Consider the following 26895-nt stretch of genomic DNA (forward strand, 5'->3'; position numbering starts at 1 on the left):
ATGTCGTGGCCGGTAGTACGCCGCGCCGAGCGGTCACCCGGCGCGTCGAGGTGGAGGAGGGATGCGCCGTGATCCTCGTGGTCCGGGTCTCCGCCGCGGCCCGGCGGATCGACTCCATCGTCCGGTTCCCGGGCGACGGGCCGCGCGTCACGCGCGTCGGGCGACGATGAGGTCGACCACCGCGTCGATCATGTAGTCGAACTCCGCCTCCGCATCGAAGCGGGCGAGCTGCGGTGCCACGGCGCGGATCGACGGCAGCCCGGCCTCCGTGAGATCGGCGGCGCGGGCGGCGATGCCGGCGGTGTCCGTGGTGCCGTAGGTGGGGCCCGCGTTCACCTCGCGCAGCAGGGTGCCGATGAGAGCGGCGAGCATGGTGCGGAGCATGTTCACGGCCTCGTCGGCATCGAAGCCCGCGGTCAACAGGATGTGCAGCACACCCTCGACGGGAGCGAGCGAGCGCACGGACTTGAGCTGGCGCGTGAGTACCAGCGTCGCGGCCTGGGGATGGGAGAGGGCCTGGACGCGGAAGGCGTGCGCCGCAGCACGCAGGTCGGTGCGCAGATCGCCCGTGGGCACCGGCACCTCGATCGATGCGAGGATCGACTCCGCGACCGCGTCGAGCAACTGCTCCTTACCCGCCACGTGGTGGTACAGGCTCTTCGCATCCACGCCGAGCCGGCGTCCTACGGTGCGCATGCTGACCGCACCGACGCCCTCGCTGTCGATCAGTGCCAGCGCGGCGGTGACGATCGTGGAACGAGACAGGTGCGCCTCGTTCTTCGTCGGGCGCCCGCGGCGTGGTGCGGTGGAGGACATGCCGGACATTGTGCCGCATACTCGATATCTCCACGCCGTGGAGATATCCTGGTGTGATGCCGTCCTCCGCATCGCGATTCGTCCTACCCCCCGAACCCGTACTGCGCGCCCGGGAGAAACTGGTACTCGACCACTTCCACGACGAGGTCCGGCAGGACTGGGACGCCACCCTCGCCACCTTCCCGCATCCGCACTACGAGCTCATCGCGCAGATGACGGTGCACGACGGTGACCGGGAGGTGCGCGACTACTACGCCGACACCCGCACCGCCTTCCCGGACCAGGATCACGAGATCATCGCCCTGCGGCACAGCATCGACGCCGTCGTCGTCGAGTTCTGGTTGCTCGGCACCCACCGGGGACCGCTCGGCGCCATTCCGCCCACGGGGTCGCGGCACCGCACCCGGATGACCGCCTACTTCGTCTTCGACGAGGCGGAGAACCTCGTGACCGAGCGGATCTACTTCGACCAGCTGACCATCCTGCGGCAGCTCATCGGCGGTCTGAATCCCCGCAGTCCGCGCGGACTTCTGAAGCTGGGCCGGGTGCTGCTCGGCGCAGTGCGGGTGAGCGGGGGAGCGCCCGATCCGCGACTGTCGCGGACCGTCCCGCCGGCGCTCGACGACTGAGTACGCTCGGGCGCGTGGATCGAACGGTGTTCCGGGCCGGGTGGTCGAAGATCGATGTCACGGGGGAACCGTGGGGCGTCGGCATGATGGGCTACGGCATGCCCGGGCAGCGCAGTCGCGGCCTGCTCACCCGGCAGTGGGCGCGGGCCTTCGTCTTCGCGGCCCCCGGGCCCGACGGTGCTGAGCGGCGCGTCGCGTACGTGGTGGCGGATATCGGCATGTTCTTCCAAGCCGCGGTCGACGAGATCGCCGACCGGCTCGCCGCCGCCACATCCGGGCGGCTCACCGCCGCCAACACCGTGCTCACGGCGACCCATACCCATTGCGGCCCTGGCGGACACGGCCGTCACGCGCTGTACAACGTGACTACGCTGGGACAGCACCGCCGGACCTTCGCGCGGCTCGTCGACGGCGTGGTGCGCGCGGTGCTCGACGCCGAGGCGGCTCTGGCCCCGGTCGCGCTCTCGCTCTCCCGCGGCGAACTCCGCAACGCCTCCGTCAATCGCAGCCCCACCTCGTTCGACCGCAATCCCGATCGTGCGGCGCTGCCCGGCCGGATCGACCCGGCGGTCACGCTCCTGCGCCTCGAACGGGACGGTGAGCTCGCGGCGGCGGTCGACTGGTTCGCGGTGCACTGCACCTCGATGACCAACGGGAACCGCCTGATCAGCTCGGACAACAAGGGCTGGGCCGCCGCCGAATGGGAGCGCCGCTCGCCTGTGCCGGGATTCGTCGCGGCGTTCGCGCAGAGCAACTCCGGCGACATCTCGCCCAATCTCGACGGTGCCGCCGGACAGGGTCCCACCGACGACGAGCGCAGCAACACCGCGGAGATCGGTCGCCGCCAGTTGTTCGCCGCGCAGGCACTCGCCGACGGTCCCGGGGAGCCGCAGCCCGCAGTACTCGACCACCGGCTCGCCTACGTCGATTTCGGAGCGGCGATCACAGCAGACGGTCCCACGGGGCGCGCCGTGCTCGGTGCCGCCTTCGCCGCGGGCACCACGGACGGCATCGGGTCGACCGCCTTCCGGCAGGGCCTGGGCAACCGGGTGGGCGTGATCAGTCGGGCGCTGTACCGGCGGCTGCCCGGCCTGGCCGCGAGCCAATCGCCGAAGGAGATGCTGCTTCCGGTCGGGGTGATGGGATGGGTGCAGGAGCGGCTTCCGGTGCAGCTCATCCGGATCGGAGACCTGTACCTGGTGTGCCTGCCCGTGGAGGTCACGGTGACCGCCGGTGCGCGACTGCGGGCCGCGGTTGCGGCGGAGCTCGGCGTCGCCGAGACCGCGGTGCTGATACAGGGATACGCGAACGGCTACGCGCACTACCTCACCACGCCCGAGGAGTACGACGCGCAGCGGTACGAGGCGGGCAGCACCATCTTCGGCCGGAATCAATTGGCGGCGTTCACCGAGGCCGCGGTTCGGCTCGCGAGCGACCTGGTCGCCGGCCGCGTCGGCGCTCCCGGTACGCCGCCCGCCCGGCGCGCTGCGGCGCGGCTGGGCTCGCCAGCCGGGAGCACCCTGCTGAGCCGGCCGCGCCCGGTCCGGGTGACCGCGGTACGGAGCCCGGCGCCGTCGGACCCGGTGCTGACCGTCGAGTTCGCCTGCGGTCACCCGAACCGCACGATCCCGGCCGACTACGCCCGGGTGGAGCGGCGCGTGCGCGAGACATGGGAGCACATCGCCGGCGATGATTCGCCGCAGACCGAGATCGACTGGACGCGAGGACGGTCCGGATTCCGGGCGACGGTGCGCGTCCGCGATCTCGACGACGGGGTCTACCGCGTGGGGTACACGCACCACCGGCCCGGCCACTACGTGTGGTCCGGGCCGGTGACGGTGCGCGGAGCGGGCTAGATGACGCCCTGCGCGAGCATGGCGTTGGCGACGCGGATGAAGCCGGCGATGTTCGCGCCGGTCACGTAGTCGCCGGGGCTGCCGTACTCGTCGGCCGTCTCGAGGCAGCGATCGTGGATGCCCCGCATGATGGAGGCGAGCCGGTCCTCGGTGTACTCGAAGGACCAGGAATCGCGGGAGGCGTTCTGCTGCATCTCCAGGGCGCTGGTGGCCACGCCACCGGCGTTGGCCGCCTTACCGGGCGCGAAGGCCACCCCGGCCTCCGCGAACAGGCGCACGGCCTCGGGGGTGCACGGCATGTTCGCGCCCTCCGCCACGTAGGCCGTCCCGTTCTTGATCAGGCGATCGGCGGCGTCACCGTCGAGCTCGTTCTGCGTGGCGCACGGCAGCGCGATATCGCACGGCACGTCCCACACCGATCCGCCCGGCACGAAGAGGGCGCCGCGCTCCTGCGCGTACACCGAGATCCGTTCGCGGCGAACCTCTTTGACATCCTTGAGCAGGTCCAGGTCGATGCCCTTCTCGTCGACCACGTAACCGGAGGAGTCGGAGCAGGCGACCACGACGCCGCCGAGCTGCTCGACCTTCTCGGCGGCGTACACGGCCACGTTGCCCGAGCCCGACACCACCACGCGCTTGCCCTCGAAGGACTGGCCGCGGGCGGTGAGCATCTCGTTCAGGAAGAAGACTGCGCCGTAGCCGGTGGCTTCGGTGCGCACCCGGGAACCGCCCCAGGTGAGTCCCTTACCCGTGAGCACGCCGGACTCGTAGCGGTTGGTGATGCGCTTGTACTGCCCGAACAGGTACCCGATCTCGCGCCCGCCCACACCGATGTCGCCTGCCGGGACGTCGGTGTACTCGCCGATGTGCCGGTACAGCTCGGTCATGAAGGACTGGCAGAAGCGCATGATCTCGTTGTCGGAGAGCCCCTTCGGATCGAAATCGGAGCCGCCCTTGCCGCCACCGATGGGCATGCCGGTGAGCGAGTTCTTGAAGATCTGCTCGAAGCCCAGGAACTTCACGATGCCCAGGTACACCGAGGGATGGAAACGCAGACCGCCCTTGTACGGGCCGAGCGCCGAGTTGAACTCCACCCGGAAGCCGCGATTGAGTCGCACCGTGCCCGAATCGTCCTGCCACGGAACACGGAAGATGATCTGTCGCTCGGGCTCGCAGATGCGGTGGATCACCGCGGCGTCGGCGTACTCCGGGTGCTTGACCACCACCGGGGCGAGGCTCTCGAGCACCTCTCGCACGGCCTGGTGGAATTCGGCCTCACCCGGATTGCGTCGCAGTACCTCCTCGTACAGCAACCCCAGACGACCCTCGACATGCGCCATGGCGCACTCCCTTCCGCGAGCCGGTCACCGGCTCGCCATCACGTCGCGCCGGTCGACCCGCTCGCCGGGTCACCGCTGCGCGGTCACCGCCCCCCGCGCGGACGGAACTCGTCGGTGTACCCGAGAATCGCCTGCTGGACCACGGGCCAGTAGCGGTTCTGGGACTGCGAGGGGAGGTAGACGTTGTGTCCGGCGCCCGGGAGGAGGACTGCCTCGCCACGGCCGTTCTTCGCGCGCAGGGCCGAGATGAAGGCCTCGCAGCCCTCGGGGCGCACGATCCGGTCGGCGGTGCCGTTGTAGCAGGTGACCGGCACCTTCGGGTTGATGTTCTGGATCGGATCGGCCACCGCGAACTGCTGCGGGAACTCATCGGGCAGGCCGAGGAACAGTCGGGTGTTCACGTTGCCGTCCGCCACGGCGCGGCGCATGTCGAGGACACCGCCCATGGACACCACGGCGGCGGGCGTCACCGCCGGCACGCTGCCCATGGCACCGGGTGTGAGCATCGATCGCGCGGATGCCCACACGGCGAGCTGACCGCCCGCGGAATGTCCGGCGACGACCACGTTCTTCAGGTCGAGATTCGGCGCGTACTGGGACTTCACCGTCTGCAGGTAGTCGATCGCCGCCGCGGTGTCGGTGAGGGTGATCGGGTAACCGCCGCCCGCTCCGATCCGGCGGTACTCCACGTTCCAGACGGCGACGCCGTGGGTGACCAGCGACCGGGCCATCTCCGACATCGATGCGGCCACCGACGGGGTGCGCCAGCCGCCGCCGTGCAGCAGGACGACCACCGGGATCTGCTCCGGCAACGCCGGGGACGATCCGCGTGCGCCCAGGGGGCCGCCCGAGGGATTCGGTGCGACCGCGGGGGCCACGGGCAGGTACAGCTCGCCGTAGTTCTGCACCGGATCGGACCAACCGTCGGGAACGGTGTAGACGATGCGCTGCGGCTGCGTGACCGGGTACTTGCCGACGATCGCCGCCGGGCTGACCGGCGGGTACGAGACGGGAGCGGCGGACGGGGACGACGAAGGCGCACCGCGACCCGTCTCATCGGTCGTGGTGCAACCCGCGCTCAACAGCACGGCAATGCAGGCGGCGGCACCGATCATCGGCCGCCGGGCGCGCGCGAAATGCACGTCGTCCCTCTCTCGCCCGGCGGGGCGGTCTCATGGCGCTTCGTCCGAATTCTAAGGCAACCCTGTGTGGAAGTCACAAGCCCTGTGACGCACGGCGCGGCACGGCGTCGCGGACCGGGGGCGGGGCGCGGCGTCGAGGCTGGATAATGGAGGAATGAGCGTTCTACCCATCCGCATCTATCCCGACCCGGTGCTGCGCACCCGCGCGGACGAGGTGACGGTCTTCGACGACGACCTCGCGCGCTTCGTCGAGGACATGATCGAGACCATGCACCATCACAACGGAGCGGGCCTGGCGGCGCCCCAGGTGGGCGTGAGCAAGCGCGTCTTCGTGTTCGGTTGCGGCGGCCGCGAGGGCCACATCATCAACCCGGTGTGGCGGGCCGTCGGCGAGGAGACGCAGACCGGCCCCGAGGGATGCCTGTCGATCCCGGAGATCCTCGAGCCCTGTACGCGGCACCTGAACGTGATCGCCGAGGGCGTCGATGTGCACGGCGAGCCGATCACGATCGAGGGCACCGAGATCCTGGCCCGGTGCATCCAGCACGAGACCGACCACCTCGACGGGGTGCTCTTCCTGTCCCGGCTCGAGCCGGAGGACCGCAAGCGCGCGATGAAGGCGATCCGCACCGCGCCCTGGTTCACCGACCCCGCCACCACGCTCGGCGAGGGCGCCGCCATCGGCGGACGCTCCTGATGCGGCTGCTGTTCGCGGGAACCCCCGAGCCGGCGGTCCCGGCACTGCGTGCGCTCCTCGACTCCGAGCACGAGGTCGTGGGTGTGCTCACCCGTCCCGATGCGCGATCGGGCCGGGGGCGCGGCGTCCGTCGTTCCCCCGTGGGGCAGGTCGCCGACGAGGCGGGGATCCCCGTCCTCACGCCCGCCACCCTGCGCGCCCCCGAGGCGAGGGACGCCATCGTCGCTCTGGCACCGGACTGCTGCCCGGTGGTGGCCTACGGCGGCATGATCCCGCCCGACCTGCTGGACGTGCCCGTCCACGGCTGGATCAACCTGCACTTCTCGCTGCTCCCGGCGTGGCGCGGAGCCGCGCCCGTCCAGGCCTCCCTCGAGGCCGGGGACGAGCTCACCGGCGCATCCACCTTCCGCATCGAGGAGGGGCTCGACACCGGTCCGGTGTTCGGTGTCCTCACCGAGCGCATCCGGCCCGACGACACGGCGACGGTGCTGCTCGCCCGCCTCGCCGAGCACGGCGCCGAGCTGCTGCGCCGCACTGTCGACGGGGTCGAGGCCGGAGCGGTGTCCGCGGTCCCGCAGGCGACCGACGGCGTCACGCACGCCCCCAAGGTCACCGTCGAGGGCGCCCGGGTCCGATTCGACCTGCCCGCCGGCGCCGTGGACCGGCACATCCGTGCCATGACCGACGCCCCGGGGGCGTGGGTCCAGCACGGCGATACGCGGCTCAAGCTGGGGCCGGTCACCGTCGAGGTCGACGGTGAGCCGCTCGCCCCCGGCGAGCTCCGCGTCACCAAGCGGGAGGTGTTCGCGGGCACCGCGACCGCACCGGTCCGGCTGGGCACCGTGCAGCCGCCCGGCAAGAAGCCCATGCCCGCAGCCGACTGGGCGCGCGGCGCCCGCCTGGAGAGCGGCCTCGTGATCGGAGTGGACCAGTGACGGACCCCGCGCGCAAAGCCGCGCTCGAGACCTTGGCCGCCGTCCGGGAGCGCGGTGCCTACGCGAACCTGGTGCTGCCCGGATTGTTGCGTTCCGCGCGCCTGAAGGGGCGCGATGCCGCGTTCGCGACGGAGCTCACGTACGGCGCGTGCCGCGCGCAGGGGCTCCTGGACGCGGTGATCGAGGACGCCTCGGGCCGGACCGTCGACGAGATCGACGGTCCGGTCCTGGATGCGCTGCGCCTCGGCGTCTATCAGCTGCTGCGGACCCGCGTGGGTGCCCACGCGGCCGTCGACGAGACCGTCGAAGCCGTGAAGGCCTCGTCCGGTCGCGGCGCCGGCGGATTCGCGAACGCGGTGCTGCGCAAGGTGTCCAAGGCCGACGAGGACGCCTGGGTCGCCAAGCTCGCGCCGTCGGCCGCCGAGGATCTCGTCGGGCACCTCGCGGTGCAGTACGCCCATCCCCGGTGGATCGCGGATGCGTTCTGGGACTCACTTCGCGCCAACGGTATCCGTTCGATGGGGCAGCTCCAGGCCTTGCTCGCCGACGACGACGCCCGCCCACCGGTGCATCTGGTGGCGCGGCCGGGGGAGATCTCGGCCGAGGAGCTCGCGCTCATCGTGGGCGGCGAGACGGGTCGGCTCTCGCCCTACGCGGTGTACCTGCCCGGCGGCGATCCCGGTGCGCTGGAACCGGTCCGGGACGGGCTGGCCGGTGTGCAGGACGAGGGCAGCCAGCTGATCGCACGGGCGCTCGCGGTGGCGCCGCTCGAGGGCGAGGACGGCGGACGGTGGCTCGACCTGTGCGCGGGGCCGGGCGGCAAGGCCGCACTGCTCGGCTCGCTCGCCTCGATCGACGGGGCGCGGGTCGATGCGATCGAGCCCGCGGAGCACCGGGCGGAGCTGGTCCGCAAGACGACCAAGGGCCTTCCGGTGGACGTCCACGTGACCGATGGACGCGCGTCCGGACTGGAGCCGGGATACGACCGCGTGCTCGTGGACGCGCCCTGTTCCGGGCTGGGGGCGCTGCGCCGGCGACCCGAGGCCCGGTGGCGCAAGCAACCGGACGATGTCGCGCAGCTGACCGTGCTGCAACGCGAACTGCTCACCGCCGCGGCCGAACTCACGCGCCCGGGTGGCGTGGTGCTGTACGCGACCTGTTCGCCGCACGTCGCGGAGACCATCGACGTGGTCACCGACGAGAAGCTGCTGGCCGCAGCCGGGCTGGAACCGATCGACACCCGCCCGCTCGTCCCTGAGACCGACCTGCCGCTGGGCGACGGGCCGCACGTGCAGCTGTGGCCGCACCTGCACGGCACCGATGCGATGTTCTTCCAGGCCTTCCGCAAGTCCTGAATCGATTGAACACCGTTACGGAGGAAGCCGACCTGCGGTTTCGTTCTCCGTAACGGTGTTCAATCGGCAGATGGGGCGGGGTCAGGCCTTGAGGACGCCGCCCTTGGTGAACTCCTGGGTCAGCGCGCCGCCGGCACCGGGCTTGGCCGGGCCCTTCGGGTAGCCGACGCCGAAGGCGCCGCCGCCCTTGACCCACTGCTCCTTGATCTTCCCGGAGACCACCTGGGCACCGCCCTCGGGCGACCAGACGATCGAGCCCTTCTCGAAATCGTTGTACGCACCGGCGATCGACCCCGGCGTCGCGCCACCCACACTGAGCTCACTCATCAGGGGGTAGCCCAGCTTGCCGGCGGGGCCGCCCTCCTTGATGTAGGCATCGCGGATCGCGCCGACCACGCCGGCGGCCTTGCCGTTGGCGACCTTCGGGTTCCAGTAGATGGCGCCGTTGGCGAACTCCTGGACCTTGCCGCCGCCGGGGATGTCCTTCTCGACGCCGAGCGGCTGACCGTACTTCTTCTGGCCGCCGTCCTTGGTGAAGGCCTCGTTGATCGCGCCGGTCACCGGGAACTTCAGCGGCTCGTCGGGCGTGCTCGGGGTGGTCGCGGTGGCGGTCTGTCCGGCGAGGACCTGCGCGATCAGCTTCTGCGCGTTGGGATCACTGCCGAACATCTTCACCAGCGTCGCCACGTCGGTGGTCGGGAGCTGTCCGGTGGCCAGGATCTGCTGCACCCCGGGGATCTTGGTGAGCTCGGCCAGCGCCGGCTGCGCGCTCGCCGGGATCGCATTCGCGGTCGACACCAGACCCGGGGCGGTGCCGGGTGCGGCGGCCGCGGGAACGGCGGGTGCGGCGGGAGCGGCAGCGGGGGCCGCAGGTGCGGCGGGGGCCGCGGCGACGGGGACCGCCGGGACCGGCGCGGCGGTGGGCTCGTCGAGGGCGGGGCCCGCGGCGATGACCGTGGCCGCCGCCATCGCGGTGATGGTGGCGAAGGTGCGTGCGATCCGCATGACGACCTCTCAACAATCGACGGCACGGGCGTTACCCGTGTGACTAATGTTGCTGATGTTACTAAAGTGGCGTTGTTAGATCAATGTGTCGCCCATCGCGCGTCGGACGGGCGGGAGTCCGGCCGCCCGCGGGCCATAGAATGCGACGCATGTCTTCGCCGATGATCGCGCCGTCCATCCTGTCCGCCGACTTCGCCCGATTGGGCGCCGAGGTGGACGCCGTCGGCGGCCCCGAGGGTGCGGACTGGGTGCACGTGGACGTCATGGACAACCACTTCGTGCCGAACCTGACCCTCGGACTCCCGGTGGTGCAGAGCCTGCTCAAGGCCACCACCATCCCGATGGACTGCCACCTGATGATCGACGATCCGGGTCGCTGGGCGCCGCCCTACGCCGAGGCGGGCGCGTACAACGTGACCTTCCACGCCGAGGCCACCGACGATCCGATCGCCGTGGCCAAGGACATTCGCGCCGCCGGCGCCAAGGCGGGCCTCGCGATCAAGCCGGGGACCGACTTCGATCCCTACATCGAGATCCTCAAGGAGTTCGACACACTGCTCGTCATGAGCGTGGAGCCGGGATTCGGCGGCCAGTCCTTCATCGCCGACGTGCTCGACAAGGCGCGCGCCGCCCGCCGGCTCGTCGATTCCGGCGAGCTGAAGCTCCTGGTCGAGATCGATGGCGGCATCAACGCCGACACCATCGAGCAGGCCGCCGCGGCCGGTGTCGACTGCTTCGTGGCCGGTTCCGCCGTCTACAACGCGGCCGACCCCGCCGAGGCCGTGCGCAAGCTGCGCGCGCAGGCCGCGGCGACACCGCGGGCGTAGCGGCGCCCCGTGACTCCGGTCGACCTGGATACCGCGCTCGCGCTCGCCGTCGAGGAATCGGTGGCCTCGCGCGGCGTGAGCACGCCGAACCCGCCGGTCGGTGCCGTGATCCTGGCGGCGGACGGCGCCGTCGCCGGACGGGGCCGCACCGCCCCCGCGGGTGGGCCGCACGCCGAGGTGGTCGCCCTTGCGGAGGCGGGGGCCGCCGCGCGCGGCGGCACCGCCGTGGTCACCCTCGAACCCTGCGATCACACTGGCCGGACGGGCCCGTGCACGCAGGCCCTGCTCGCCGCGGGCATCGCCCGCGTGGCCTACGCCGCCGCCGACCCCAACCCGGCCGCCGCCGGGGGAGCGCAGACCCTCCGCGCCGCCGGTGTCGAGGTGATCCACCTCGACACGGAGCCCTGGCCGCTCACCGAATGGCTGTTCCGCCAACGCCACGGGCGACCGATGGTCACCGTCAAGCTCGCCGCCACCGTCGACGGCCGGATCGCGGCTCCGGACGGCACGAGTCGGTGGATCACCGGCCCGCTCGCGCGCGAGCGCGTGCACGCCGAACGCGCCGGATTGGACGCGATCGTCGTGGGTACCGGCACCGTGCTCGCCGACGATCCCGCGCTCACCGCGCGCCGCCCCGACGGCTCGCTGTATCCGCATCAGCCCGCCCGCATCGTGGTCGGCGACCGCGAAATCCCTTCCGGAGCACGCATCTTCGACGGGCCCGGCGACGTGGTTCACGTGCACGGTCACGATCCGCACGCGGCGCTGGATGCGGTGGCCGACGCCGCGCACGTCCAGGTGGAGGGCGGCTCCACCGTGATCGGCGCCTTCCTCGCCGCGGGTCTCGTGGACCGAGTGCAGGCCTACATCGCCCCGGTCCTGCTCGGCGCCGGACTGTCCGCGCTCACCGTCCCCGGCATCGGCACCCTCGACGACGCGCTGCGGCTGCGGCTGCACGCCGTCGAGCGCATCGGCGACGACGTCCTGCTCACACTGCTGCGCTGACCTGGGACCCTTCCCTTTCGTGCGCCGTGAACCCAACACTTGGGGTGGCGATGAACGAGTGCTACCGTCGAAAGCGGAAGTTCTCAGGGCGGGGTGCAATTCCCCACCGGCGGTAATCGCGACCGGACAGTTCCGGTCGCCGAGCCCGCGAGCGCCCCACCGTGAGGTGGGGGTCAGCAGATTCCGGTGCGATTCCGGAGCCGACGGTCATAGTCCGGATGAAAGAGAACTACGCGGGCCGTTCCCGCGTTTTTCGTGCCGCCCTGGGCCGAAGTGGCAGGAGCGGCGGATGTTCACCGGCATCGTCGAAGAACTGGGCGTGATCACCGCCCGCGACGACCTCCCCGACGCAGCCCGATTCACGGTGCGTGGCGACCTCGTGACCTCCGACGCCAAACACGGCGATTCGATCGCCGTCAACGGCGTGTGCCTCACCGTGGTCACGGTGGCCGACGGTGCGTTCACCGCCGATGTCATGGAGGAATCGCTGCGCCGCAGCTCGCTGAGCAAGCTGGGCCCCGGCGACCGGGTCAACCTCGAACGCGCCGCCGCCGTGAACTCGCGGCTCGGCGGCCACATCGTGCAGGGCCACGTCGACGGCACCGGCCACGTGATCAGCCTCTCCCCGTCCGAGCACTGGACCGTGGTGCGCCTCGCGCTGCCCACGTCCCTGGCGCGTTACGTGGTCGAGAAGGGCTCCATCACCATCGACGGCGTCTCGCTCACCGTCTCCGCGCTCGGCCGGGGCGTACCCGGCGACGACGCTCAGCACTGGTTCGAGGTCTCGCTGATCCCCACCACGCTGGACCTCACCAACCTCGGCGGGGCCGAACCGGGCACCGTCGTCAACCTCGAAGTGGACATCGTCGCGAAGTACGTCGAGCGTCTCGTGACGCTCAAGGAGGAGAAGTAACCATGGCCAGGTTGGATTCCATCGAACGCGCCATCGCCGACATCGCCGCGGGCAAGGCCGTCGTCGTGGTCGACGACGAGGACCGGGAGAACGAGGGCGACCTCATCTTCGCCGCTGAGAAGGCGACGCCCGAGCTGGTGGCCTTCATGGTGCGCTACACCTCGGGCTACCTCTGCGTGCCGCTCGACGGCGCCACCTGCGACAAGCTCGGCCTGCCGCCGATGTACGCCACCAACCAGGACAAGCACGGCACCGCCTACACCGTGACCGTGGACGCCAAGGCGGGCGTGGGCACCGGCATCTCGGCGGCCGACCGCGCCACCACCATGCTCAAGCTGGCCGACCCGAGCTCCACGGTCGACGACTTCACCCGCCCCGGCCACGTGGTGCCCTTGCGCGCCAAGGAGGGCGGCGTGCTGCGCCGCCCCGGCCACACCGAGGCCGCCGTCGACCTGGCCACGATGGCCGGGCTCGCCCCCGCCGGCGTCATCTGCGAGATCGTCTCGGAGAAGGACCCGGGCGGCATGGCGCAGACCGACGAGCTGCGGGTGTTCGCCGACGAGCACGACCTCGCCCTGATCTCGATCGCCGATCTCATCGCGTGGCGGCGCAAGCACGAGAAGCACGTCGTGCAGGTGGCGTCCGCCCGGATCCCGACGGCGCACGGCGACTTCCAGGCCGTGGGCTACACCTCGATCCACGACGACGTCGAGCACGTCGCGCTGGTCAAGGGCGACATCACCTCCGACGGCGGCGCCGACGTGCTGGTGCGCGTGCACAGCGAGTGCCTGACCGGCGACGTCTTCGGCTCGCTGCGCTGCGACTGCGGACCGCAGCTGGACGCCGCGATGGAGATGGTGGCGCAGGAGGGTCGCGGCGTGGTGCTGTACATGCGCGGCCACGAGGGCCGCGGCATCGGCCTGATGCACAAGCTGCAGGCCTACCAGCTGCAGGACGGCGGCGCCGACACCGTGGATGCGAACCTGCAGCTCGGGCTGCCCGCGGACGCCCGCGACTACGGGCTGGGCGCACAGATCCTCGTGGATCTCGGCATCACCTCGATGCGGCTGCTGACCAACAACCCGGCCAAGCGGGTGGGGCTGGACGGCTACGGCCTGCAGATCACCGAGCGGGTCCCCATGCCGTTGCGGGCGAACGCGGAGAACATCCACTACCTGCGCACCAAGCGTGACCGGATGGGTCACGACATGCGCGACCTCGACCACTTCGATCACCAGGGAGGTACCGCGTGAGCGGCGCTGGCATCCCGGACATCACCCTCGACGGTGCGCAGGACCTCAAGCTCGCGATCGTCGCCTCGCGCTGGCACGACACCGTGTGCGAGGCCCTGCTCGCCGGTGCCCGGCGCACCGCCGAGGCCGCGGGCGTCCGGCAGATCACCGTGGAGCGGGTGGCCGGGGCCGTCGAGCTGCCCGTCGTGGCGCAGGAGCTGACCAAGACCCACGACGCCGTGGTGGCGCTCGGCGTGGTCATCCGGGGCGGTACCCCGCACTTCGAGTACGTCTGCGACGCGCTCACCGCGGGCCTGCTGCGGGTCTCGCTCGACGCCGGTGTCCCCGTGGGCAACGGCGTGCTCACCACGAACACCGAGGCCGAGGCCCTCGACCGCGCGGGCCTGCCCGATTCGGCCGAGGACAAGGGCGAACAGGCCGCCTCCGCGGCCCTCGACACCGCCCTCACCCTGCGCAGGCTGCGGTCCGCGTAGCCCGATTCCGTAGAATCGGACGCGTGATGACCGACGCGACCACGCAGCCCACGTTCGAGGCGCGCCCCCGCAAGATCAAGGTGTACGCCTGGACGATCGCGATCGTGCTGATCATCGGGCACGGCACCGTCGGTCTGCTGCTCACCACGGGCGGGGACACGGGGCCGCTGTTCCGGCCCGACGACAAGGTGGGCATGGCGCTGATCGGCCTCATCCTGGCCGGAGGCGCGTTGCTGTTCACGCGGCCGCGGCTGCGGATCGGTCCCGACGGGGTGTCCGTGCGGAACCTGCTCAACGACAACACCTACCCGTGGGACGTGGTGCAGGGCATCAGCTTCCCGCCGGGGTCGGCGTTCGCCCGCGTCGAGCTGCCGCAGGACGAGTTCGTCGCCATCTGGGCGATCCAGGCCCGTGACGGCGAGTACGCGGTGCAGTCGAGCGCCCGCGCCCGCGAACTCGTCGATCACTACAAGGGCCGCTGACCTACTTCTTCTCGATCGTGCCCTGCCGGCCGTGCAGCAGCGTCACGATCTGCGCGAGCTGCCCCTCCTGCGCCTTCGTGCGCGCGAAGCTGGTCAGGTTGAGCAGCGGAGTGAAGCGCTTGCGCGCGATGCCCTTGGCGTAGCTGAACTCGCGGAGTCCATCGGCGCCGTGGATGCGGCCGAACCCCGAGTCGCCGACGCCGCCGAAGGGCAGGTTCGGCACGCCGGCGAAGGTGATGATGCCGTTCACCGACGCCATGCCCGAGCGGATCCTGTCGGCCAACTCCATGCCGCGGGCCTTGGAGAAGACCGTCGCGGCCAGGCCGTAGCGGGTGGCGTTCGCCTTCTCGACGGCCTCGTCCATGGTGTCGACCTTGGCGACCGTCACCGTGGGGCCGAAGGTCTCCTCGGTCACGGCGAGGGAATCCTCCGGGACGTCCACGAGCACCGTCGGCTGCACGAACCGCTCGCCGACCGCGTCCGCGCCACCGACGAGCGCGCGGCCACCGCGGGCCAGAGCGTCGTCGATGTGCGATTTGATGATCGGCAGCTGGCTCGGCATCGTGATCGGGCCGATCTTGGAGTCCTCCGAGGAGTTCGCCGTGACCTCGCGGGCCTTCGCGACCAGCTTCTCCAGGAACGGGTCGTAGACGTCCTTGTGCACGTAGACGCGTTCGACACCCACGCAGGTCTGGCCGGCGTTGGCGAAGGCGCCCCACGCCGCGGCGTCCGCCGCGGCGTCGAGATCGGCGTCCCGGTCCACCAGGAAGGCGTCCTTGCCGCCGGCCTCGATGACCACGGGCGTGAGGGTCTGCGCGCACGCGGCCATGACCTTCTTGCCGGTGTTCGTGGAACCGGTGAAGGCCAGCTTGTTCACGCCCGAGGTGCACAGCGCGTTGCCGGTCTCGCCGAAGCCGGTCACGGTCTGCAGGACCGGACGGCCCACGGCCTCCTCGAAGGTGCGGGCGAGCCACACCCCGACACCGGGGGTGTACTCGGAGGGCTTGAAGACGACGGCGTTGCCCGCGGCCAGCGCGTAGGCGATCGAGCCCATCGGGGTGAAGACGGGGTAGTTCCACGGTCCGATCACGCCGACCACACCGAGCGGGTGGTAGCGCACCGTCGCCGCTTGGTTCGCCATCACCAGGCCCGACGACACCCGCTTGGGGCCGAGGACCTTCTTGGCGTGCGAGGCGGCGTAGCCCAGGTGATCGATGCCGAGGGCGGCCTCCAGCAGCGCGTCGCCGTGCGGCTTACCGGTCTCGTCGTGGACGATCTGGGCGAGCTGGTTGATCCGGCGGGTGATCACGCCCTTCCACTTGTTGAGCTGGTGCTTGCGGCCCTCGAAACCCAGCTCCTGCCACCAGTCGGCCTGTTCCCGGGCGCGGGCGACCACCGCATGCACGTGATCGGGGGAGTGGACGGGGTAACTCGCCACCACGTCGCCGGTGCGTGGGTTGAGGGAATCGAAGGTCTTGGTCTCTGCTGCGGTCATGCTGACTTCCTGATCTCGTCGGCCGCCTTCTCGGCGATCATGATGGTGGGGGCGTTCGTATTGCCGCGGGTGATCATCGGCATCACCGAGGCATCGACCACACGCAGTCCCTCGGTGCCGCGCACCCGCAGCTGCGGGTCGACCACGGAGTCCTCGCCGGAGCCCATGGCGCAGGTGCCGACGGGGTGGAACAGCGTCTGCGCGTACTGCCTGATGTGTGCGAGATAGTCGTCCTCGGTGGGGGATTCGGGGAGGTGCCAGGGCTTGCCGAGGTGCCGGGCGAGTGGTCCCTGCCGGCACAGTTCGAAGGCGGAGCGCGTGCCCACGAGCATCGCCTCCAGATCTTCCGGGGCCTCGAAGTAGTTCGGCTCGATCGACGGGTGCCAGTCCGGATTCTTCGACCGCAGCCGCAGCCGCCCGCGGCTGGCCACGTTCACCAGCGTCGGACCGCAGACGAATCCGCGCTCGGTGGGTTCGTGCAGCATGTTGTCGTAGAAGCCCGATGCCATCACGTGGTACTGCAGATCGGGCAGGTCCAGATCGTCGCGGGAGCGGAAGAATCCGCCCGCCTCACCCGCGTTGGACGCAAGCGGTCCCGTGCCGCGCACCTTCCAGCGCACCAGGTTTCCGAGCGTCTGCGCCTCCATCAGGTCGGTGCTGCCGTGGGTATCGAAGATCACCGGGACGATCGGGTGATCGTGCAGGTTATCGCCCACGCCGGGGGATGCGACCCGCACGTCGATGCCGTGTTCGGCGAGGTGCTCGGCCGGGCCGATACCCGAGAGCATCAGCAGCTGCGGCGTATTCACCGCACCGCCCGACAGGATGACCTCCTTGCGGGCCCGCGCGGAATGCTCGCCGCCCCCCTGGGCGAAGGTGATCCCGGTGGCCCGGTCACCGTCGAAGTCGATGCGCCGCGCCGTGGCACCCAGCGCCACAGTGAGATTCGGCCGCGTCCGGGCGGGCTCGATGTAGGCCTTATCGGTGGACCAGCGCCGCCCGCCCTTGCAGGTGACCTGGTACAGGCCGGCGCCGTCCTGGCCGGCACCGTTGAAGTCGCCGTTGCGCTCCATGCCGAAGGCCGCCGCGCTGTCCACCCAGTCGTGCACCAGCGGATGGGTGTACACCCGGTCCTCGACGTTGAGCGGCCCCGTCGTCCCGTGGTATCGATCGCCGAGGCTGGTGTTGCCCTCGGCCTTGGTGAAGTACGGCAGCACCTCGTCGTACGACCATCCGGTGGCGCCGTACTCGTTCGCCCAGGCGTCGTAATCGCCGTGGTTGCCCCGGATGTAGATCATCGCGTTCATGGACGAGCACCCACCGAGCGCCTTCATCCGGGGCCAGTAGGTCGTCCGGTCGTCGAGGTGCTTCTGCGGGGTGGTGGTGTAGTTCCAGTCCCACTTCGTCTTGAACAGCGAGGCGAAGGCCAGCGGGATCTGGATCTCGTCCGCATCCGCCTCCCCGCCGGCCTCCAGGAGTAGCACGCTCGTACCGGGATCCTCGGTGAGCCGCGCGGCCATCACGGCCCCCGCGCTGCCCGCTCCCACCACGATGTAGTCGTATTCGTCCGAAGGCACCTGCGCTCCTCGCCTCGTTCAGGTCGTCTGCCCCGAACGTACCCGCCCGGACGGGGTCGGTCCGGGCGAATCGGCGAGGTTCTCAGCGCCCCGACGGTGCGGTCAGGCCACGGCGGGCGCGAGGCGCTTGATCAGCGGCGTCAGGGCCACCACGCCCAGGCCGATGGCGATCGCGACGCCGCCCAGGACGATGAAGTAGGGCGCCTCGTTGGTCTCGTCGTAGAACGTGGCCAGCCGGCCGGCGAGGGCGGAGCCGAGGCTGATCGACAGGAAGTTCAGCGCCACCATCTGGGCGGGGAAGGCGTGCGGCGCCAGCTTGGTGGACACGCTCAATCCCACCGGTGAGATGCACAGCTCGGACAGCGCGAAGATCAGCATGATGCCGAGCAGTCCGATCAGCGGCACGGTGTTCGCACCGGGCGGCATCAGCAGGAAGGCCAGGAAGGCGACGCCGATCCCGACGGTGCCGATCGCGAACTTGATCGGCGTGCTGGGCTGGTTCGAACCGAGCTTGGTCCACAGCGCGGCGAAGACCGGCGCGAAGAGCAGCACGTAGACCGGGTCGACGGACTGGATCCACGAGGCGGGGAACTCCCAGCCCAGGATGTTCCGGTTCAGGCGATCGTCGGCGTACACCGCGACGAAGGAGAACAGCTGCTGGAACAGCGCCCAGAAGGCCACCTGGGACAGGAACAGCGGGATGAAGGCGAGCACCCCGTTCCGCTCGTCCGGGGTGACCCGGCTGCTGCGGAGCAGGAAGGCGAAGTAGCCGATCGAGATGACGGCAACGGCGATGATCACCGCGTCGACGAGGTTGTCGGCCCGGATCACACCGGTGGCGATGAGGACCGCGACCAGGACGATCGCGGCGACGAGGACACCCGCCACCAACTGGATGTCCTTGGTGGAAGCGGGGTTCGGCACGATGCGGCTGATCCGGGGGAGCATCGTGCGGGTGAGCGCGTACTGCCCGAGGCCGAGCGCCATACCGACCGCGGCCAGGCCGAAGCCCCAGTGGAAGCCCGCCGTGTCCTGCAGATAGCCGGTGAGCAGGGGCCCGATGAAGGCGCCCAGGTTGACGCCCATGTAATAGACGGAGAAGCCGGCGTCGCGGCGGGTGTCGCCGGGCTCGTAGAGGTCGCCGACCACCTTGGTGGCATTGCCCTTCACGCCGCCGGAGCCGATGGCCACGCACACCAGGCCGACGATCACACCGGACGAGCCGGGGAGCACCGCCAGCGCGATGTGGCCGGCCATCACCAGGATCGCCGAGTAGAACAGCGTGCGCTCAGCGCCGAGCAGGCGATCCGAGACCCACGCGCCGGCGATCGTGGAGAGGTAGACGAAACCGCTGTAGGCACCCACGATGCCGAGCGCGGTGCCCTGGTCGTAGCCGAGGCCGCCGTCGCCGGCCGAGTAGTAGAGGTAGTACGCCAGGATCGCCTGCATCCCGTAGAACGAGAAGCGCTCCCACATCTCGACGCTGAACAGATTCACCAGGGGCCAGGGGTGCCCGAAGAACCTGGTGTCGTGTTTGTAACCGGGGGTCGTGGTCATCGGAAGATGAAATCACGAACCGGCGGTCGGCGTGTGCTCAGCGGAGCAGGTTGGTGCGTGCGACCTGTTCCCGGAGGAAGTGGAACTGGGTGTCCAGGCTCGCCTGCAGATCGCGGAGTTCGTTGGCGTGCTGCTGGAATCGGCGCGCATCGGCCTCGTTGCCGACGGCATCGCGGTACAGCTGATCGAGCAGCTCGCGGTGCGCGCTGGTGTTGGTCCGGTCGAGCAGCTGCAGATCGTGCAGGAGCCGTTCGACGGGGCGCAGCTCACCCAGGTACTCGGCGAGCGCGGCCACGTGGTCGCGCAACGCGTTCTCGGCCATCCGGGCGGCGGTCGTGTACTCGTCGAGGTGTTCCGCGAGGACCGGGGTCACGGTGGATTCGCCCGACGGTCGCGGTGTGTCGGTGCGCAGCTTCCACACCCGGTAGGCGCGGTGGCTGATGTCCTGCAGCGTGGCGTCGAGATTGATGCGCACCCGGTGCTGGTCGAGGATCGGGTTGTTCCACGCGGGGGAGCGACGGATCTCCTCGGTGAGCAGCACCGCCAGCCCCAGCAGCCGGGTCTCGACCCGGGTGTTCCCCGGTTCCGCTCCCGGGTTGTACGCCGGCACGCGGTCGGCCTGGAAGGGCCACGGGTTCGCCGCCAGACGGGCCCGTTCGCGCTCCTCGAGCCGATGCTTTTGCTGCGCACTGCGCCAGATGTTGAATCCGACCACACCCGCGCAGGCCAGCAGCAGGAAGAGGAAGGCACCGGCCGCCGACGCGGTGACGACACCACCCATGATGAAGACGGCGACGATCAGGGTGACCCAGAGTCCGGTCCGGCGGTTCGGCGGATTCATCGCGCTGCGCTGGAACGATGCCAGGTAGGCCGGGTTGTTGGTGGCGGTGTAGCGCCGGTAGGCGTCGTCGACCGCTGCGGGGCGGATGCCGTCGAGGTAGGACGATGCATCGCGCGCCGCCACCTGTGCCAGCTCGCGACCGACCATCACCGCGTCCGCCGCCGACGTGACGCGGGCGGCGATCTCCTGTGGAACCGTCTCCGCCATCGCAACCCCCTCCTTGTACCTACTGCAAATGTACCGAGACTTCCGGCCCCGGTGCGCCGCGCACGCGATGCGGTGGTGAGGCGACTGTGCTTACAGTCGACGAGCGTCGGACCAGTCGAGGAGTGTCCGGCTCGAAACCTCGAGGAGACCAGGGTGACCTTCGACGCCGACCGGATCGCAACGCAGCTGGGCCTGCAGCCCCACCCGGAGGGCGGCCGATTCCGGGAGTACTGGCGCAGCGACCAGACGGTCTCCCGCACGGACGGCGCCACGCGGTCCGTGGCCACCGCGATCCACTTCCTGCTCGGCGGCGACGACAGATCGCAGTGGCACACCGTCCGGTCGGACGAGCTCTGGCTGTGGCAGGGCGGTGGGACCATCGACCTCCGCTTGGGTGGTAGCGGCGCCACCCCGTCGACCTCTCCCGAGTCGGTACTACTCGGGCCGGACATCGACGCCGGGCAGGCCCTGACCGTCCTCGTTCCCGCGGGCACTTGGCAGAGCGCCCAACCGGTGGACGGTCCCGTTCTGGTCAGCTGCGTCGTCGCACCCGGTTTCGACTTCGAGGACTTTCGCCTTCTCGGCGACTGACGCCTCGCGCGGATTTCGTGCCGCATGACCGAATCCGGGCCGCGGACCGTCGGGCATGCGGTACGCATGTCGCATGGCCGAGCGGATCCTGCCCCTGATGTCCACCATGCAAGACGAGCAACTGTCGCTGGCGACGCTGCTCAGACACGCCACCACCTGGTACGCGGACACCTCCGAGGTGGCCACCTGGACCCCGGAGAAGACCACCCGGATGAGCTTCGGCGAGCTCGGCCGGGAGGCGGCGCGGCTCGCGAACGCGCTGGCCGCCCTCGGCGTGCGGCCGGGCGACCGGGTGGGCACCTTCCAATGGAACAACAACGAGCACATGACCGCCTACGTCGCGATCCCCGCCATGGGCGCGGTGCTGCACACCGTGAACATCCGGTTGTTCCCGAATCAGATCACCTACATCGCCAACCACGCGGAAGACCGGGTGATCATCACCGACGGCAGCCTGATCCCGCAGCTCAACGCCGCACTCGGCGGTATGACCACGATCGAGCACATCATCGTGGTCGACGGAGACACCGGCGCGATCGAGGCTCCGGCGGGTGTCCAGGTGCACGCCTACCGCGACCTGCTCGCCGCCCAGGCCGATAGCTACGACTGGCCGGACATCGACGAACGCGCCGCCGCCGCAGCCTGTTACACCTCCGGCACCACCGGGGACCCCAAGGGCGTCATGTACAGCCACCGCAGCATCTGGCTGCACTCCACCACGGTGTGCGCCACCTACGGACTCGGTATGGGTGCCACCGACACCGTGCTGCCCATCGTGCCGATGTTCCACGCCATGAGCTGGGGAACGCCCTTCGGTGCGCTCATGTCCGGCGCCTCGCTGATCCTGCCCGACCGGTACCTGCAACCCGAGCCGATGGCGCGCCTACTCGCCGAGGAGAAGCCCACCATCTCCGCGGCGGTGCCCGCGGTGTGGATCGGCATCGTCAACCACCTCGCCTCGCACCCGCAGGACATTAGCCACCTTCGCCACATCGCCTGCGGCGGTTCCGCGGTGCCGCTCAGCCTGGCGAAGGAACTCCAGGACACCTACGGCGTGCAGATGGTGCAGGCGTGGGGCATGACCGAGACCTCGCCGCTCGCCTCGATCGCCTGGCCGCCCGTGGGCGTCACCGGCGACGACGCCTGGAAGTACCGGAACACGCAGGGCCGCTTCCTTCCCGGTGTCGAGGGCCGCCTCGTCGACGAGCTCGGCGAACCGGTCCCGAACGACGGTGAGTCGCTCGGCGAGGTCCAGGTGCGCGGCCCCTGGGTCACGGGCCGGTACTACAGCCCCGAGGGCGCCGATCCCGTGGGACCCGAGAAGTTCGAGAACGGCTGGCTCCGCACCGGCGACATCGGCAAGCTCTCCGCCGACGGCTACGTGACCCTGGTGGACCGCTCGAAGGACGTGATCAAGTCCGGCGGCGAATGGATCAGCTCCGTCGAGCTGGAGAACGAGGTGATGGCGCACCCGTCCGTGCTCGAGGCCGTCGCGATCGGTGTGCCCGACCCCAAGTGGGACGAACGTCCCCTCGTGGCCGTCGTCCTCCAACCGGGCGCGACGGTGACGGTGGCCGAGCTCCGCGAGCACCTCGCCGGCAAGTTCGCCAAGTGGCAGATCCCGGACAACTGGTCGTTCATCACGGAAGTTCCCAAGACCTCGGTGGGCAAGTTCGACAAGAAGGTGCTGCGCGCCCAGCACGCCGACGGCGACCTCGACGTGCTCACCGACTGACGCGTCCAGCCGATCCTCAGGTCGCCCGGGGCCTGTGTCCAGCAGCGCCGGACAGGCTGAGTCCCATGACCACGATGAAGAAGATGATCGGTTCCACCCTCCTCGGCGTCACGGTGATCGGCGGCGCCGGCTCCGTCGCCGCTGGCATGGCATCCGCCGCGCCCAGTCAACCGGGCGTGGGCGTCACCCAACCCGGTAAGCCCGCAGCGAACGCCGCGGCCCAGCCGAGGCCCGGCCAGGTCCCGGCGCGGGCTATGCCGCAGAACAACGGCGGCAACCCGAACTGGCGGCCCGGCCCCGTCTTCCACCAGAGCGCCTGGCGCACGCCGATCTGGGATGCGAAGAAGAACCACTGGGGATTCTGGCTCGGACCGGCCTGGATTCCCGTCGGCTGACCCGCCCGCGACCGAAACTGTCGGCCACCCGTCCTACGCTGGACGGGTGGCCGACCCGCAGAGTTACCGTCCCGCACCGGGGACGATCCCCACCCAGCCCGGTGTGTACAAGTTCCGGGACAAGCACGGCCGCGTGATCTACGTGGGCAAGGCCAAGTCCTTGCGCAGCCGCCTCAACTCGTACTTCGCCGATGTCTACGGCCTGCACCCGCGCACCTATCAGATGGTGACCACCGCGGCCTCGGTCGAGTGGACCGTGGTGAGCACCGAGGTCGAGGCCCTCCAACTCGAATACAACTGGATCAAGGAGTTCGACCCCCAGTTCAACGTCCGCTACCGGGACGACAAGACCTACCCGATGCTCGCGGTCACCCTCAACGAGGAATACCCGCGCCTGTCCGTCTACCGCGGTCCGCGGAAGAAGGGCGTGCGCTACTTCGGGCCGTACAGCCACGCCTGGGCCATCCGCGAGACCCTCGACCTGTTGTTGCGGGTCTTCCCGGCCCGCACCTGCTCGGCGGGGGTCTTCAGGCGGCACAATCAGATGGGCCGCCCCTGCCTCCTCGGCTACATCGACAAGTGCTCCGCGCCGTGCGTCGGCCGCGTCACCGCCGCCGAGCACCGGCAGATCGTCGAGGACTTCTGCGACTTCCTCGCCGGGAAGACCGACAACCTCATCAAACAGCTCGAGAACGACATGTTGGCCGCCTCGGAGGACCTCGACTTCGAGCGCGCCGCCCGCCTTCGTGACGACGTCTCCGCGCTCCGCAAGGCCGTCGAGAAGCAGGCCGTGGTGCTCGGCGACGGTACCGACGCCGATGTCATCGCCTTCGCCACCGACGATCTCGAAGCCGCCGTGCAGATCTTCCACGTGCGCGGCGGGCGCGTGCGCGGCCAGCGCGGCTGGGTGGTCGAGAAGCCGGGCGATGCGGAGGGCAACGAGAACGCCGAACTCGTCGAACAGTTCCTGGCCCAGTTCTACGGCGAGGAGGCCGACCGGGCGAAGCAATCGGGCGACGGTGCGGTCAACCCCGTCCCGCGCGAGGTCCTGGTGCCGGTCCTGCCGGACGACGCCGACGAGGTGCAGGAGCTCCTCACCGAGCTGCGCGGATCGCGTGTCTCCCTGCGCATCCCGCAGCGCGGCGATAAGCGCACCCTGATGGAGACGGTGGAGCGCAACGCCGCCGAGGCACTGCACCAGCACAAGCTCAAGCGGTCCGGCGATCTGACCGCGCGGTCCGCGGCGCTGCAGGGCCTGCAGGACGCGCTCGATCTGGACGAGGCACCGCTGCGCATCGAGTGTGTGGACATCAGCCACATCCAGGGCTCCGATGTGGTCGCTTCGCTCGTGGTCTTCGAGGACGGCCTGGCGAAGAAGTCCGACTACCGGCACTACTCGATCAAGGAGGCCGCGGGCGACGGTCACAGCGACGACGTGGCCTCGATCGCCGAGGTCACCCGCCGCCGGTTCCTCCGGCACCGCGCCGACGTGCACCAGCACGCAGCCGATGTCGCCGCCTCCGACACGGGCAGCGATCTCGCCGCCGGTGGCAACGAAGGCGGCCTCGCTGCAGACAGCGGGGGCGGTACTGCCGCCGCGGACAACGGTGGCGACCTGGCTCCGGAAGCCGCGATCGACCCGCAGACCGGCCGCCCGCGGCGCTTCGCGTATCCGCCGAACCTCTACGTGGTCGACGGTGGGCCGCCGCAGGCCGCCGCCGCCCAGGCCGTTCTCGACGAACTGGGCGTGACCGATGTCGCCGTGGTCGGTCTCGCGAAGCGGCTCGAAGAGGTGTGGGTACCCGGCGACGACGATCCGGTGATCCTGCCCCGCAGCTCCGACGCGCTGTTCCTGCTGCAGCGGGTGCGCGACGAGGCCCACCGATTCGCGATCTCCTTCCATCGCAGCAAGCGGTCGAAGCGGATGACCAGCAGCGCACTGGATTCGATCCCCGGGCTGGGCGACACCCGCAAGACGGCGCTGATCCGGCACTTCGGTTCCGTGGCCAAGCTCCGGACCGCGAGCCTGGAGGAGATCACCGAGGTTCCCGGGATCGGGCTCACCACGGCCCGCACGGTGCTCGACGCGCTGCGCGTCGACGACGGCGCGTGAACGTCTCCGACGTCGTGGCGCAGGTCGCGCCCGTCCTGGTGTTCCTGCTGGCGATCACCGTGGTCGCCGAGATCGCCGAGACCGCAGGTGTCTTCGAGGCCGCGGGAACGCTGGCCGCCCGGCTGGGGCGGGGGAGGGTCGCGCTGATGTGGCTGTGGGTGGTCGCTGCGGCGTGCCTGGCCACCATCACCCTCAGCCTCGACACCACGGCGGTGCTCCTGACCCCTGTGGCGCTCGCGATGGCGAAGCGACTGGACATCGCGCCGCTGCCCTTCGCGATGACCACCGTGTGGCTGGCGAACACGGCGTCTCTACTGCTCCCGGTGTCGAACCTCACCAACCTGCTCGCCGTCTACCACCTGCCCGGAGGAGTGCACGCCTATCTGGCGCTGTCCTGGCGTCCCGCGCTCGCGGCGATCGCCGTGACCGTGGCGGTCCTCTGGCTGCTGCATCGGCGGGATCTGCGGGGCCGGTACGCGATCCCCGAGTTCGCTGCTCCCGCGGACCCGGTCCTGTTCCGGACCGCGGCGCTCGTCTGCCTCGCGCTCGGCCCGGCCTTCGCGCTCGGCGTGCCACCGGCCTACGCCGCCGTGGCCGCAGCCGTGATCCTCCTGGTAGCCCTCGCGGTGCGGGCGCCGGATCGCCTCCGCCGCATCGAAGTGCCCTGGCGCATGGTGGTGATCCTGGCCGCGGTGTTCGCCGCGGTGCAGCTCGCCCTCGCTGTCGGCCTGGAGGACGTGCTGCGCCACGTTGCGGGCACGGGCACCGCACCGTCGGACCTGCTGCGGCTCGCCGGAACGGGCGCCCTCGGCGCCAACACCGTCAACAACCTGCCCGCGTACCTGGCGCTGGAGCCGGCAGCGACAGGGGAGCCGGTGCGGCTGATGGCGCTCCTGATCGGCGTGGGTGTCGCTCCGATCGTCACACTGTGGGCATCGCTGGCCACGCTCCTGTGGCGGCAGCGCTGCGCACGGGCGGGTGTGCACGTCTCCGCCCGCAGGTTCGCCGCCGAGGGCCTCGTCCTCGCGGTCCCGGCCACCGTGGTCGCGGTACTCGTCCTGTGATCGTCAGCGGTACACCAGCAGCGGCACGGTCGCGGGATCGATCGCGTCAGGGGTGCGCGGTCCCTCGTAGCAGTAGCCCAGGCGATCGAGGATCGCGAGCTCGGTGACCCACTCGAAGGTGTCGTCCTCGACCACGTGCTGTTCGAAGGGCAGCCGCGCACCGTCGTCGACGATCACCTCCTGTTCGGCCCCACCGAAGGACCGGATCACCTCCCGATTGCGCCAGAACGTGAACACCCCCATGTCCACGACCGAGTGCAGGATGAAGACATCCACATCGCCGCGCTCGAGCAGGGGGGCTCCCCATGCCGGCACCGCCGAGGAGACCCAGTCGGCGGCGTCCTCGTAGGCGACGATCGTCACGTCGCCGTAGACGCCGACGGCGACCTCGTCGAACCGCGGGTACACATCGTTGGCCAGATCACCCGAACGGTGCGCCCGGCGGGAACGGCCCCAGGAACGCTTGCCCAGGATCTTCGTGGCCAAGGCGTCCGAGGCCGCGATGTCCAGCTGCGGTAGTGCCTTGAGCTGGGCCGCGGGATCGGATGTCGACGCGACGAGGAAGCTGCACTTCATACCCATGCCCCGAAGG

25 protein-coding genes and 1 riboswitch are annotated in these 26895 nt (G+C 70.3%); of the genes, 16 read left to right on the plus strand and 9 right to left on the minus strand.

The genetic code is table 11. The features are described 5' to 3' along the window. Positions 1–147: 147 nt before the first annotated feature. Positions 148–816 (minus strand): TetR family transcriptional regulator, encoded by a 669-nt coding sequence (locus tag ABD108_RS00200; protein ID WP_343928925.1) that lies wholly within the window; start codon positions 814–816, stop codon positions 148–150. Positions 817–872: 56 nt separating this feature from the next. On the opposite strand from ABD108_RS00200, the gene ABD108_RS00205 reads away from it, so the two are divergent. After that, entirely contained in the window at positions 873–1445 is a 573-nt protein-coding gene (locus ABD108_RS00205) for an ester cyclase (protein ID WP_343928926.1), read from the plus strand. 14 nt (positions 1446–1459) lie between these two features. Then, positions 1460–3301: a neutral/alkaline non-lysosomal ceramidase N-terminal domain-containing protein gene (locus ABD108_RS00210; RefSeq protein WP_343928927.1), complete on the plus strand. Its 1842-nt coding sequence runs from the start codon at positions 1460–1462 to the stop codon at positions 3299–3301. On the opposite strand, the gene gdhA is transcribed toward ABD108_RS00210, so the two are convergent. Both gdhA and ABD108_RS00220 read right to left on the minus strand, forming a co-directional pair. Next, positions 3298–4641: an NADP-specific glutamate dehydrogenase gene (gene gdhA / locus ABD108_RS00215; protein ID WP_220655738.1), complete on the minus strand. Its 1344-nt coding sequence runs from the start codon at positions 4639–4641 to the stop codon at positions 3298–3300. The two genes, ABD108_RS00210 and gdhA, sit on opposite strands and share 4 nt — an antisense overlap. A gap of 83 nt (positions 4642–4724) precedes the next feature. Next, on the minus strand, positions 4725–5783 hold the full coding sequence (locus ABD108_RS00220; RefSeq protein ID WP_220655737.1) for an alpha/beta hydrolase family protein: 1059 nt from the start codon (positions 5781–5783) through the stop codon (positions 4725–4727). A 154-nt stretch (positions 5784–5937) separates the two neighbouring features. Here ABD108_RS00220 and def point away from each other — a divergent pair, with 154 nt between their 5' ends. From def to ABD108_RS00235, 3 genes are read left to right on the plus strand one after another with little or no spacing between them, the layout of a single operon-like run. Continuing rightward, positions 5938–6480 (plus strand): peptide deformylase, encoded by a 543-nt coding sequence (gene def, locus ABD108_RS00225; RefSeq protein ID WP_305112053.1) that lies wholly within the window; start codon positions 5938–5940, stop codon positions 6478–6480. Continuing rightward, complete coding sequence (locus ABD108_RS00230) at positions 6480–7415, plus strand: methionyl-tRNA formyltransferase (RefSeq protein ID WP_343928928.1); 936 nt, start codon at positions 6480–6482, stop codon at positions 7413–7415. The genes def and ABD108_RS00230 overlap by 1 nt, the downstream gene beginning before the upstream one ends. Next, a complete protein-coding gene (locus tag ABD108_RS00235; RefSeq protein WP_425579749.1) occupies positions 7361–8770 on the plus strand; it encodes an RsmB/NOP family class I SAM-dependent RNA methyltransferase in 1410 nt (469 codons plus the stop codon). The genes ABD108_RS00230 and ABD108_RS00235 overlap by 55 nt, the downstream gene beginning before the upstream one ends. A gap of 81 nt (positions 8771–8851) precedes the next feature. On the opposite strand, the gene ABD108_RS00240 is transcribed toward ABD108_RS00235, so the two are convergent. Beyond that, the gene (locus ABD108_RS00240) at positions 8852–9775 is read right to left on the minus strand and encodes an LGFP repeat-containing protein (protein WP_343928930.1); all 924 of its coding nucleotides are present in this window, start codon (positions 9773–9775) and stop codon (positions 8852–8854) included. Between the two features lie 149 nt (positions 9776–9924). Between ABD108_RS00240 and rpe the strand changes: the two genes are divergently transcribed. The 6 genes from rpe (at position 9925) to ABD108_RS00270 (ending at position 14728) form a co-directional block, all read left to right on the plus strand. Then, the gene (gene rpe / locus ABD108_RS00245) at positions 9925–10602 is read left to right on the plus strand and encodes a ribulose-phosphate 3-epimerase (RefSeq protein ID WP_220655732.1); all 678 of its coding nucleotides are present in this window, start codon (positions 9925–9927) and stop codon (positions 10600–10602) included. A 9-nt stretch (positions 10603–10611) separates the two neighbouring features. After that, positions 10612–11607: a bifunctional diaminohydroxyphosphoribosylaminopyrimidine deaminase/5-amino-6-(5-phosphoribosylamino)uracil reductase RibD gene (ribD, locus tag ABD108_RS00250; RefSeq protein WP_343928931.1), complete on the plus strand. Its 996-nt coding sequence runs from the start codon at positions 10612–10614 to the stop codon at positions 11605–11607. A 75-nt stretch (positions 11608–11682) separates the two neighbouring features. Beyond that, a riboswitch (FMN riboswitch) is annotated at positions 11683–11841 on the plus strand. A gap of 55 nt (positions 11842–11896) precedes the next feature. Further along, positions 11897–12520 (plus strand): riboflavin synthase, encoded by a 624-nt coding sequence (locus ABD108_RS00255; RefSeq protein WP_220655730.1) that lies wholly within the window; start codon positions 11897–11899, stop codon positions 12518–12520. A gap of 2 nt (positions 12521–12522) precedes the next feature. Further along, positions 12523–13773 carry a bifunctional 3,4-dihydroxy-2-butanone-4-phosphate synthase/GTP cyclohydrolase II gene (locus ABD108_RS00260; protein ID WP_220655729.1) on the plus strand — a complete coding sequence of 417 codons (1251 nt, stop codon included), beginning with the start codon at positions 12523–12525 and terminating at the stop codon, positions 13771–13773. After that, the gene (gene ribH / locus ABD108_RS00265) at positions 13770–14246 is read left to right on the plus strand and encodes a 6,7-dimethyl-8-ribityllumazine synthase (protein ID WP_220655728.1); all 477 of its coding nucleotides are present in this window, start codon (positions 13770–13772) and stop codon (positions 14244–14246) included. Before ABD108_RS00260 ends, ribH begins: the two co-directional genes overlap by 4 nt. 26 nt (positions 14247–14272) lie before the next feature. Then, the gene (locus ABD108_RS00270; RefSeq protein WP_220655727.1) at positions 14273–14728 is read left to right on the plus strand and encodes a PH domain-containing protein; all 456 of its coding nucleotides are present in this window, start codon (positions 14273–14275) and stop codon (positions 14726–14728) included. Between the two features lies 1 nt (position 14729). Here ABD108_RS00270 and ABD108_RS00275 read toward each other — a convergent pair whose 3' ends face one another. The 4 genes from ABD108_RS00275 to ABD108_RS00290 all read right to left on the minus strand — a co-directional run bounded on the left by ABD108_RS00275 (position 14730) and on the right by ABD108_RS00290 (position 20405). Then, the gene (locus ABD108_RS00275) at positions 14730–16223 is read right to left on the minus strand and encodes an aldehyde dehydrogenase family protein (RefSeq protein ID WP_343928932.1); all 1494 of its coding nucleotides are present in this window, start codon (positions 16221–16223) and stop codon (positions 14730–14732) included. Next, positions 16220–17800 (minus strand): GMC family oxidoreductase, encoded by a 1581-nt coding sequence (locus ABD108_RS00280; protein ID WP_220655725.1) that lies wholly within the window; start codon positions 17798–17800, stop codon positions 16220–16222. Before ABD108_RS00280 ends, ABD108_RS00275 begins: the two co-directional genes overlap by 4 nt. 102 nt (positions 17801–17902) lie before the next feature. Then, complete coding sequence (locus tag ABD108_RS00285; protein WP_305112049.1) at positions 17903–19357, minus strand: peptide MFS transporter; 1455 nt, start codon at positions 19355–19357, stop codon at positions 17903–17905. Between the two features lie 37 nt (positions 19358–19394). Then, entirely contained in the window at positions 19395–20405 is a 1011-nt protein-coding gene (locus ABD108_RS00290; protein ID WP_220655723.1) for a hypothetical protein, read from the minus strand. A gap of 153 nt (positions 20406–20558) precedes the next feature. On the opposite strand from ABD108_RS00290, the gene ABD108_RS00295 reads away from it, so the two are divergent. From ABD108_RS00295 to ABD108_RS00315, 5 genes are all read left to right on the plus strand, one after another. Continuing rightward, positions 20559–20996 carry a cupin domain-containing protein gene (locus ABD108_RS00295; RefSeq protein ID WP_343928933.1) on the plus strand — a complete coding sequence of 146 codons (438 nt, stop codon included), beginning with the start codon at positions 20559–20561 and terminating at the stop codon, positions 20994–20996. Between the two features lie 73 nt (positions 20997–21069). Continuing rightward, positions 21070–22731, plus strand: a complete 1662-nt coding sequence (locus ABD108_RS00300) for a long-chain fatty acid--CoA ligase (protein ID WP_343928934.1) — start codon at positions 21070–21072, stop codon at positions 22729–22731. A 65-nt stretch (positions 22732–22796) separates the two neighbouring features. Next, positions 22797–23126 carry a hypothetical protein gene (locus ABD108_RS00305; protein ID WP_220655716.1) on the plus strand — a complete coding sequence of 110 codons (330 nt, stop codon included), beginning with the start codon at positions 22797–22799 and terminating at the stop codon, positions 23124–23126. Between the two features lie 46 nt (positions 23127–23172). Further along, positions 23173–25239: an excinuclease ABC subunit UvrC gene (gene uvrC, locus ABD108_RS00310; protein ID WP_220655715.1), complete on the plus strand. Its 2067-nt coding sequence runs from the start codon at positions 23173–23175 to the stop codon at positions 25237–25239. Next, the gene (locus ABD108_RS00315) at positions 25236–26303 is read left to right on the plus strand and encodes an SLC13 family permease (RefSeq protein WP_220655714.1); all 1068 of its coding nucleotides are present in this window, start codon (positions 25236–25238) and stop codon (positions 26301–26303) included. Before uvrC ends, ABD108_RS00315 begins: the two co-directional genes overlap by 4 nt. A gap of 3 nt (positions 26304–26306) precedes the next feature. On the opposite strand, the gene ABD108_RS00320 is transcribed toward ABD108_RS00315, so the two are convergent. Then, positions 26307–26885: a DUF6928 family protein gene (locus ABD108_RS00320; RefSeq protein ID WP_220655713.1), complete on the minus strand. Its 579-nt coding sequence runs from the start codon at positions 26883–26885 to the stop codon at positions 26307–26309. Positions 26886–26895 lie beyond the last annotated feature (10 nt).

Source organism: Tsukamurella strandjordii (assembly GCF_039525985.1).
Taxonomy (GTDB): domain Bacteria; phylum Actinomycetota; class Actinomycetes; order Mycobacteriales; family Mycobacteriaceae; genus Tsukamurella; species Tsukamurella strandjordii.

Coding starts and splice junctions, on each gene's coding strand:
- def (WP_305112053.1), top strand. CDS start 5,938: ATGAGCGTTCTACCCATCCGCATCTATCCCGACCCGGTGCTGCGCACC.
- ABD108_RS00275 (WP_343928932.1), bottom strand. CDS start 16,223: ATGACCGCAGCAGAGACCAAGACCTTCGATTCCCTCAACCCACGCACC.
- ABD108_RS00300 (WP_343928934.1), top strand. CDS start 21,070: ATGGCCGAGCGGATCCTGCCCCTGATGTCCACCATGCAAGACGAGCAA.
- gdhA (WP_220655738.1), bottom strand. CDS start 4,641: ATGGCGCATGTCGAGGGTCGTCTGGGGTTGCTGTACGAGGAGGTACTG.
- ABD108_RS00230 (WP_343928928.1), top strand. CDS start 6,480: ATGCGGCTGCTGTTCGCGGGAACCCCCGAGCCGGCGGTCCCGGCACTG.
- ABD108_RS00255 (WP_220655730.1), top strand. CDS start 11,897: ATGTTCACCGGCATCGTCGAAGAACTGGGCGTGATCACCGCCCGCGAC.
- ABD108_RS00270 (WP_220655727.1), top strand. CDS start 14,273: ATGACCGACGCGACCACGCAGCCCACGTTCGAGGCGCGCCCCCGCAAG.
- ABD108_RS00305 (WP_220655716.1), top strand. CDS start 22,797: ATGACCACGATGAAGAAGATGATCGGTTCCACCCTCCTCGGCGTCACG.
- ABD108_RS00240 (WP_343928930.1), bottom strand. CDS start 9,775: ATGCGGATCGCACGCACCTTCGCCACCATCACCGCGATGGCGGCGGCC.
- ABD108_RS00320 (WP_220655713.1), bottom strand. CDS start 26,885: ATGGGTATGAAGTGCAGCTTCCTCGTCGCGTCGACATCCGATCCCGCG.
- ABD108_RS00205 (WP_343928926.1), top strand. CDS start 873: ATGCCGTCCTCCGCATCGCGATTCGTCCTACCCCCCGAACCCGTACTG.
- ABD108_RS00285 (WP_305112049.1), bottom strand. CDS start 19,357: ATGACCACGACCCCCGGTTACAAACACGACACCAGGTTCTTCGGGCAC.
- ABD108_RS00290 (WP_220655723.1), bottom strand. CDS start 20,405: ATGGCGGAGACGGTTCCACAGGAGATCGCCGCCCGCGTCACGTCGGCG.
- ABD108_RS00200 (WP_343928925.1), bottom strand. CDS start 816: ATGTCCTCCACCGCACCACGCCGCGGGCGCCCGACGAAGAACGAGGCG.
- ABD108_RS00260 (WP_220655729.1), top strand. CDS start 12,523: ATGGCCAGGTTGGATTCCATCGAACGCGCCATCGCCGACATCGCCGCG.
- rpe (WP_220655732.1), top strand. CDS start 9,925: ATGTCTTCGCCGATGATCGCGCCGTCCATCCTGTCCGCCGACTTCGCC.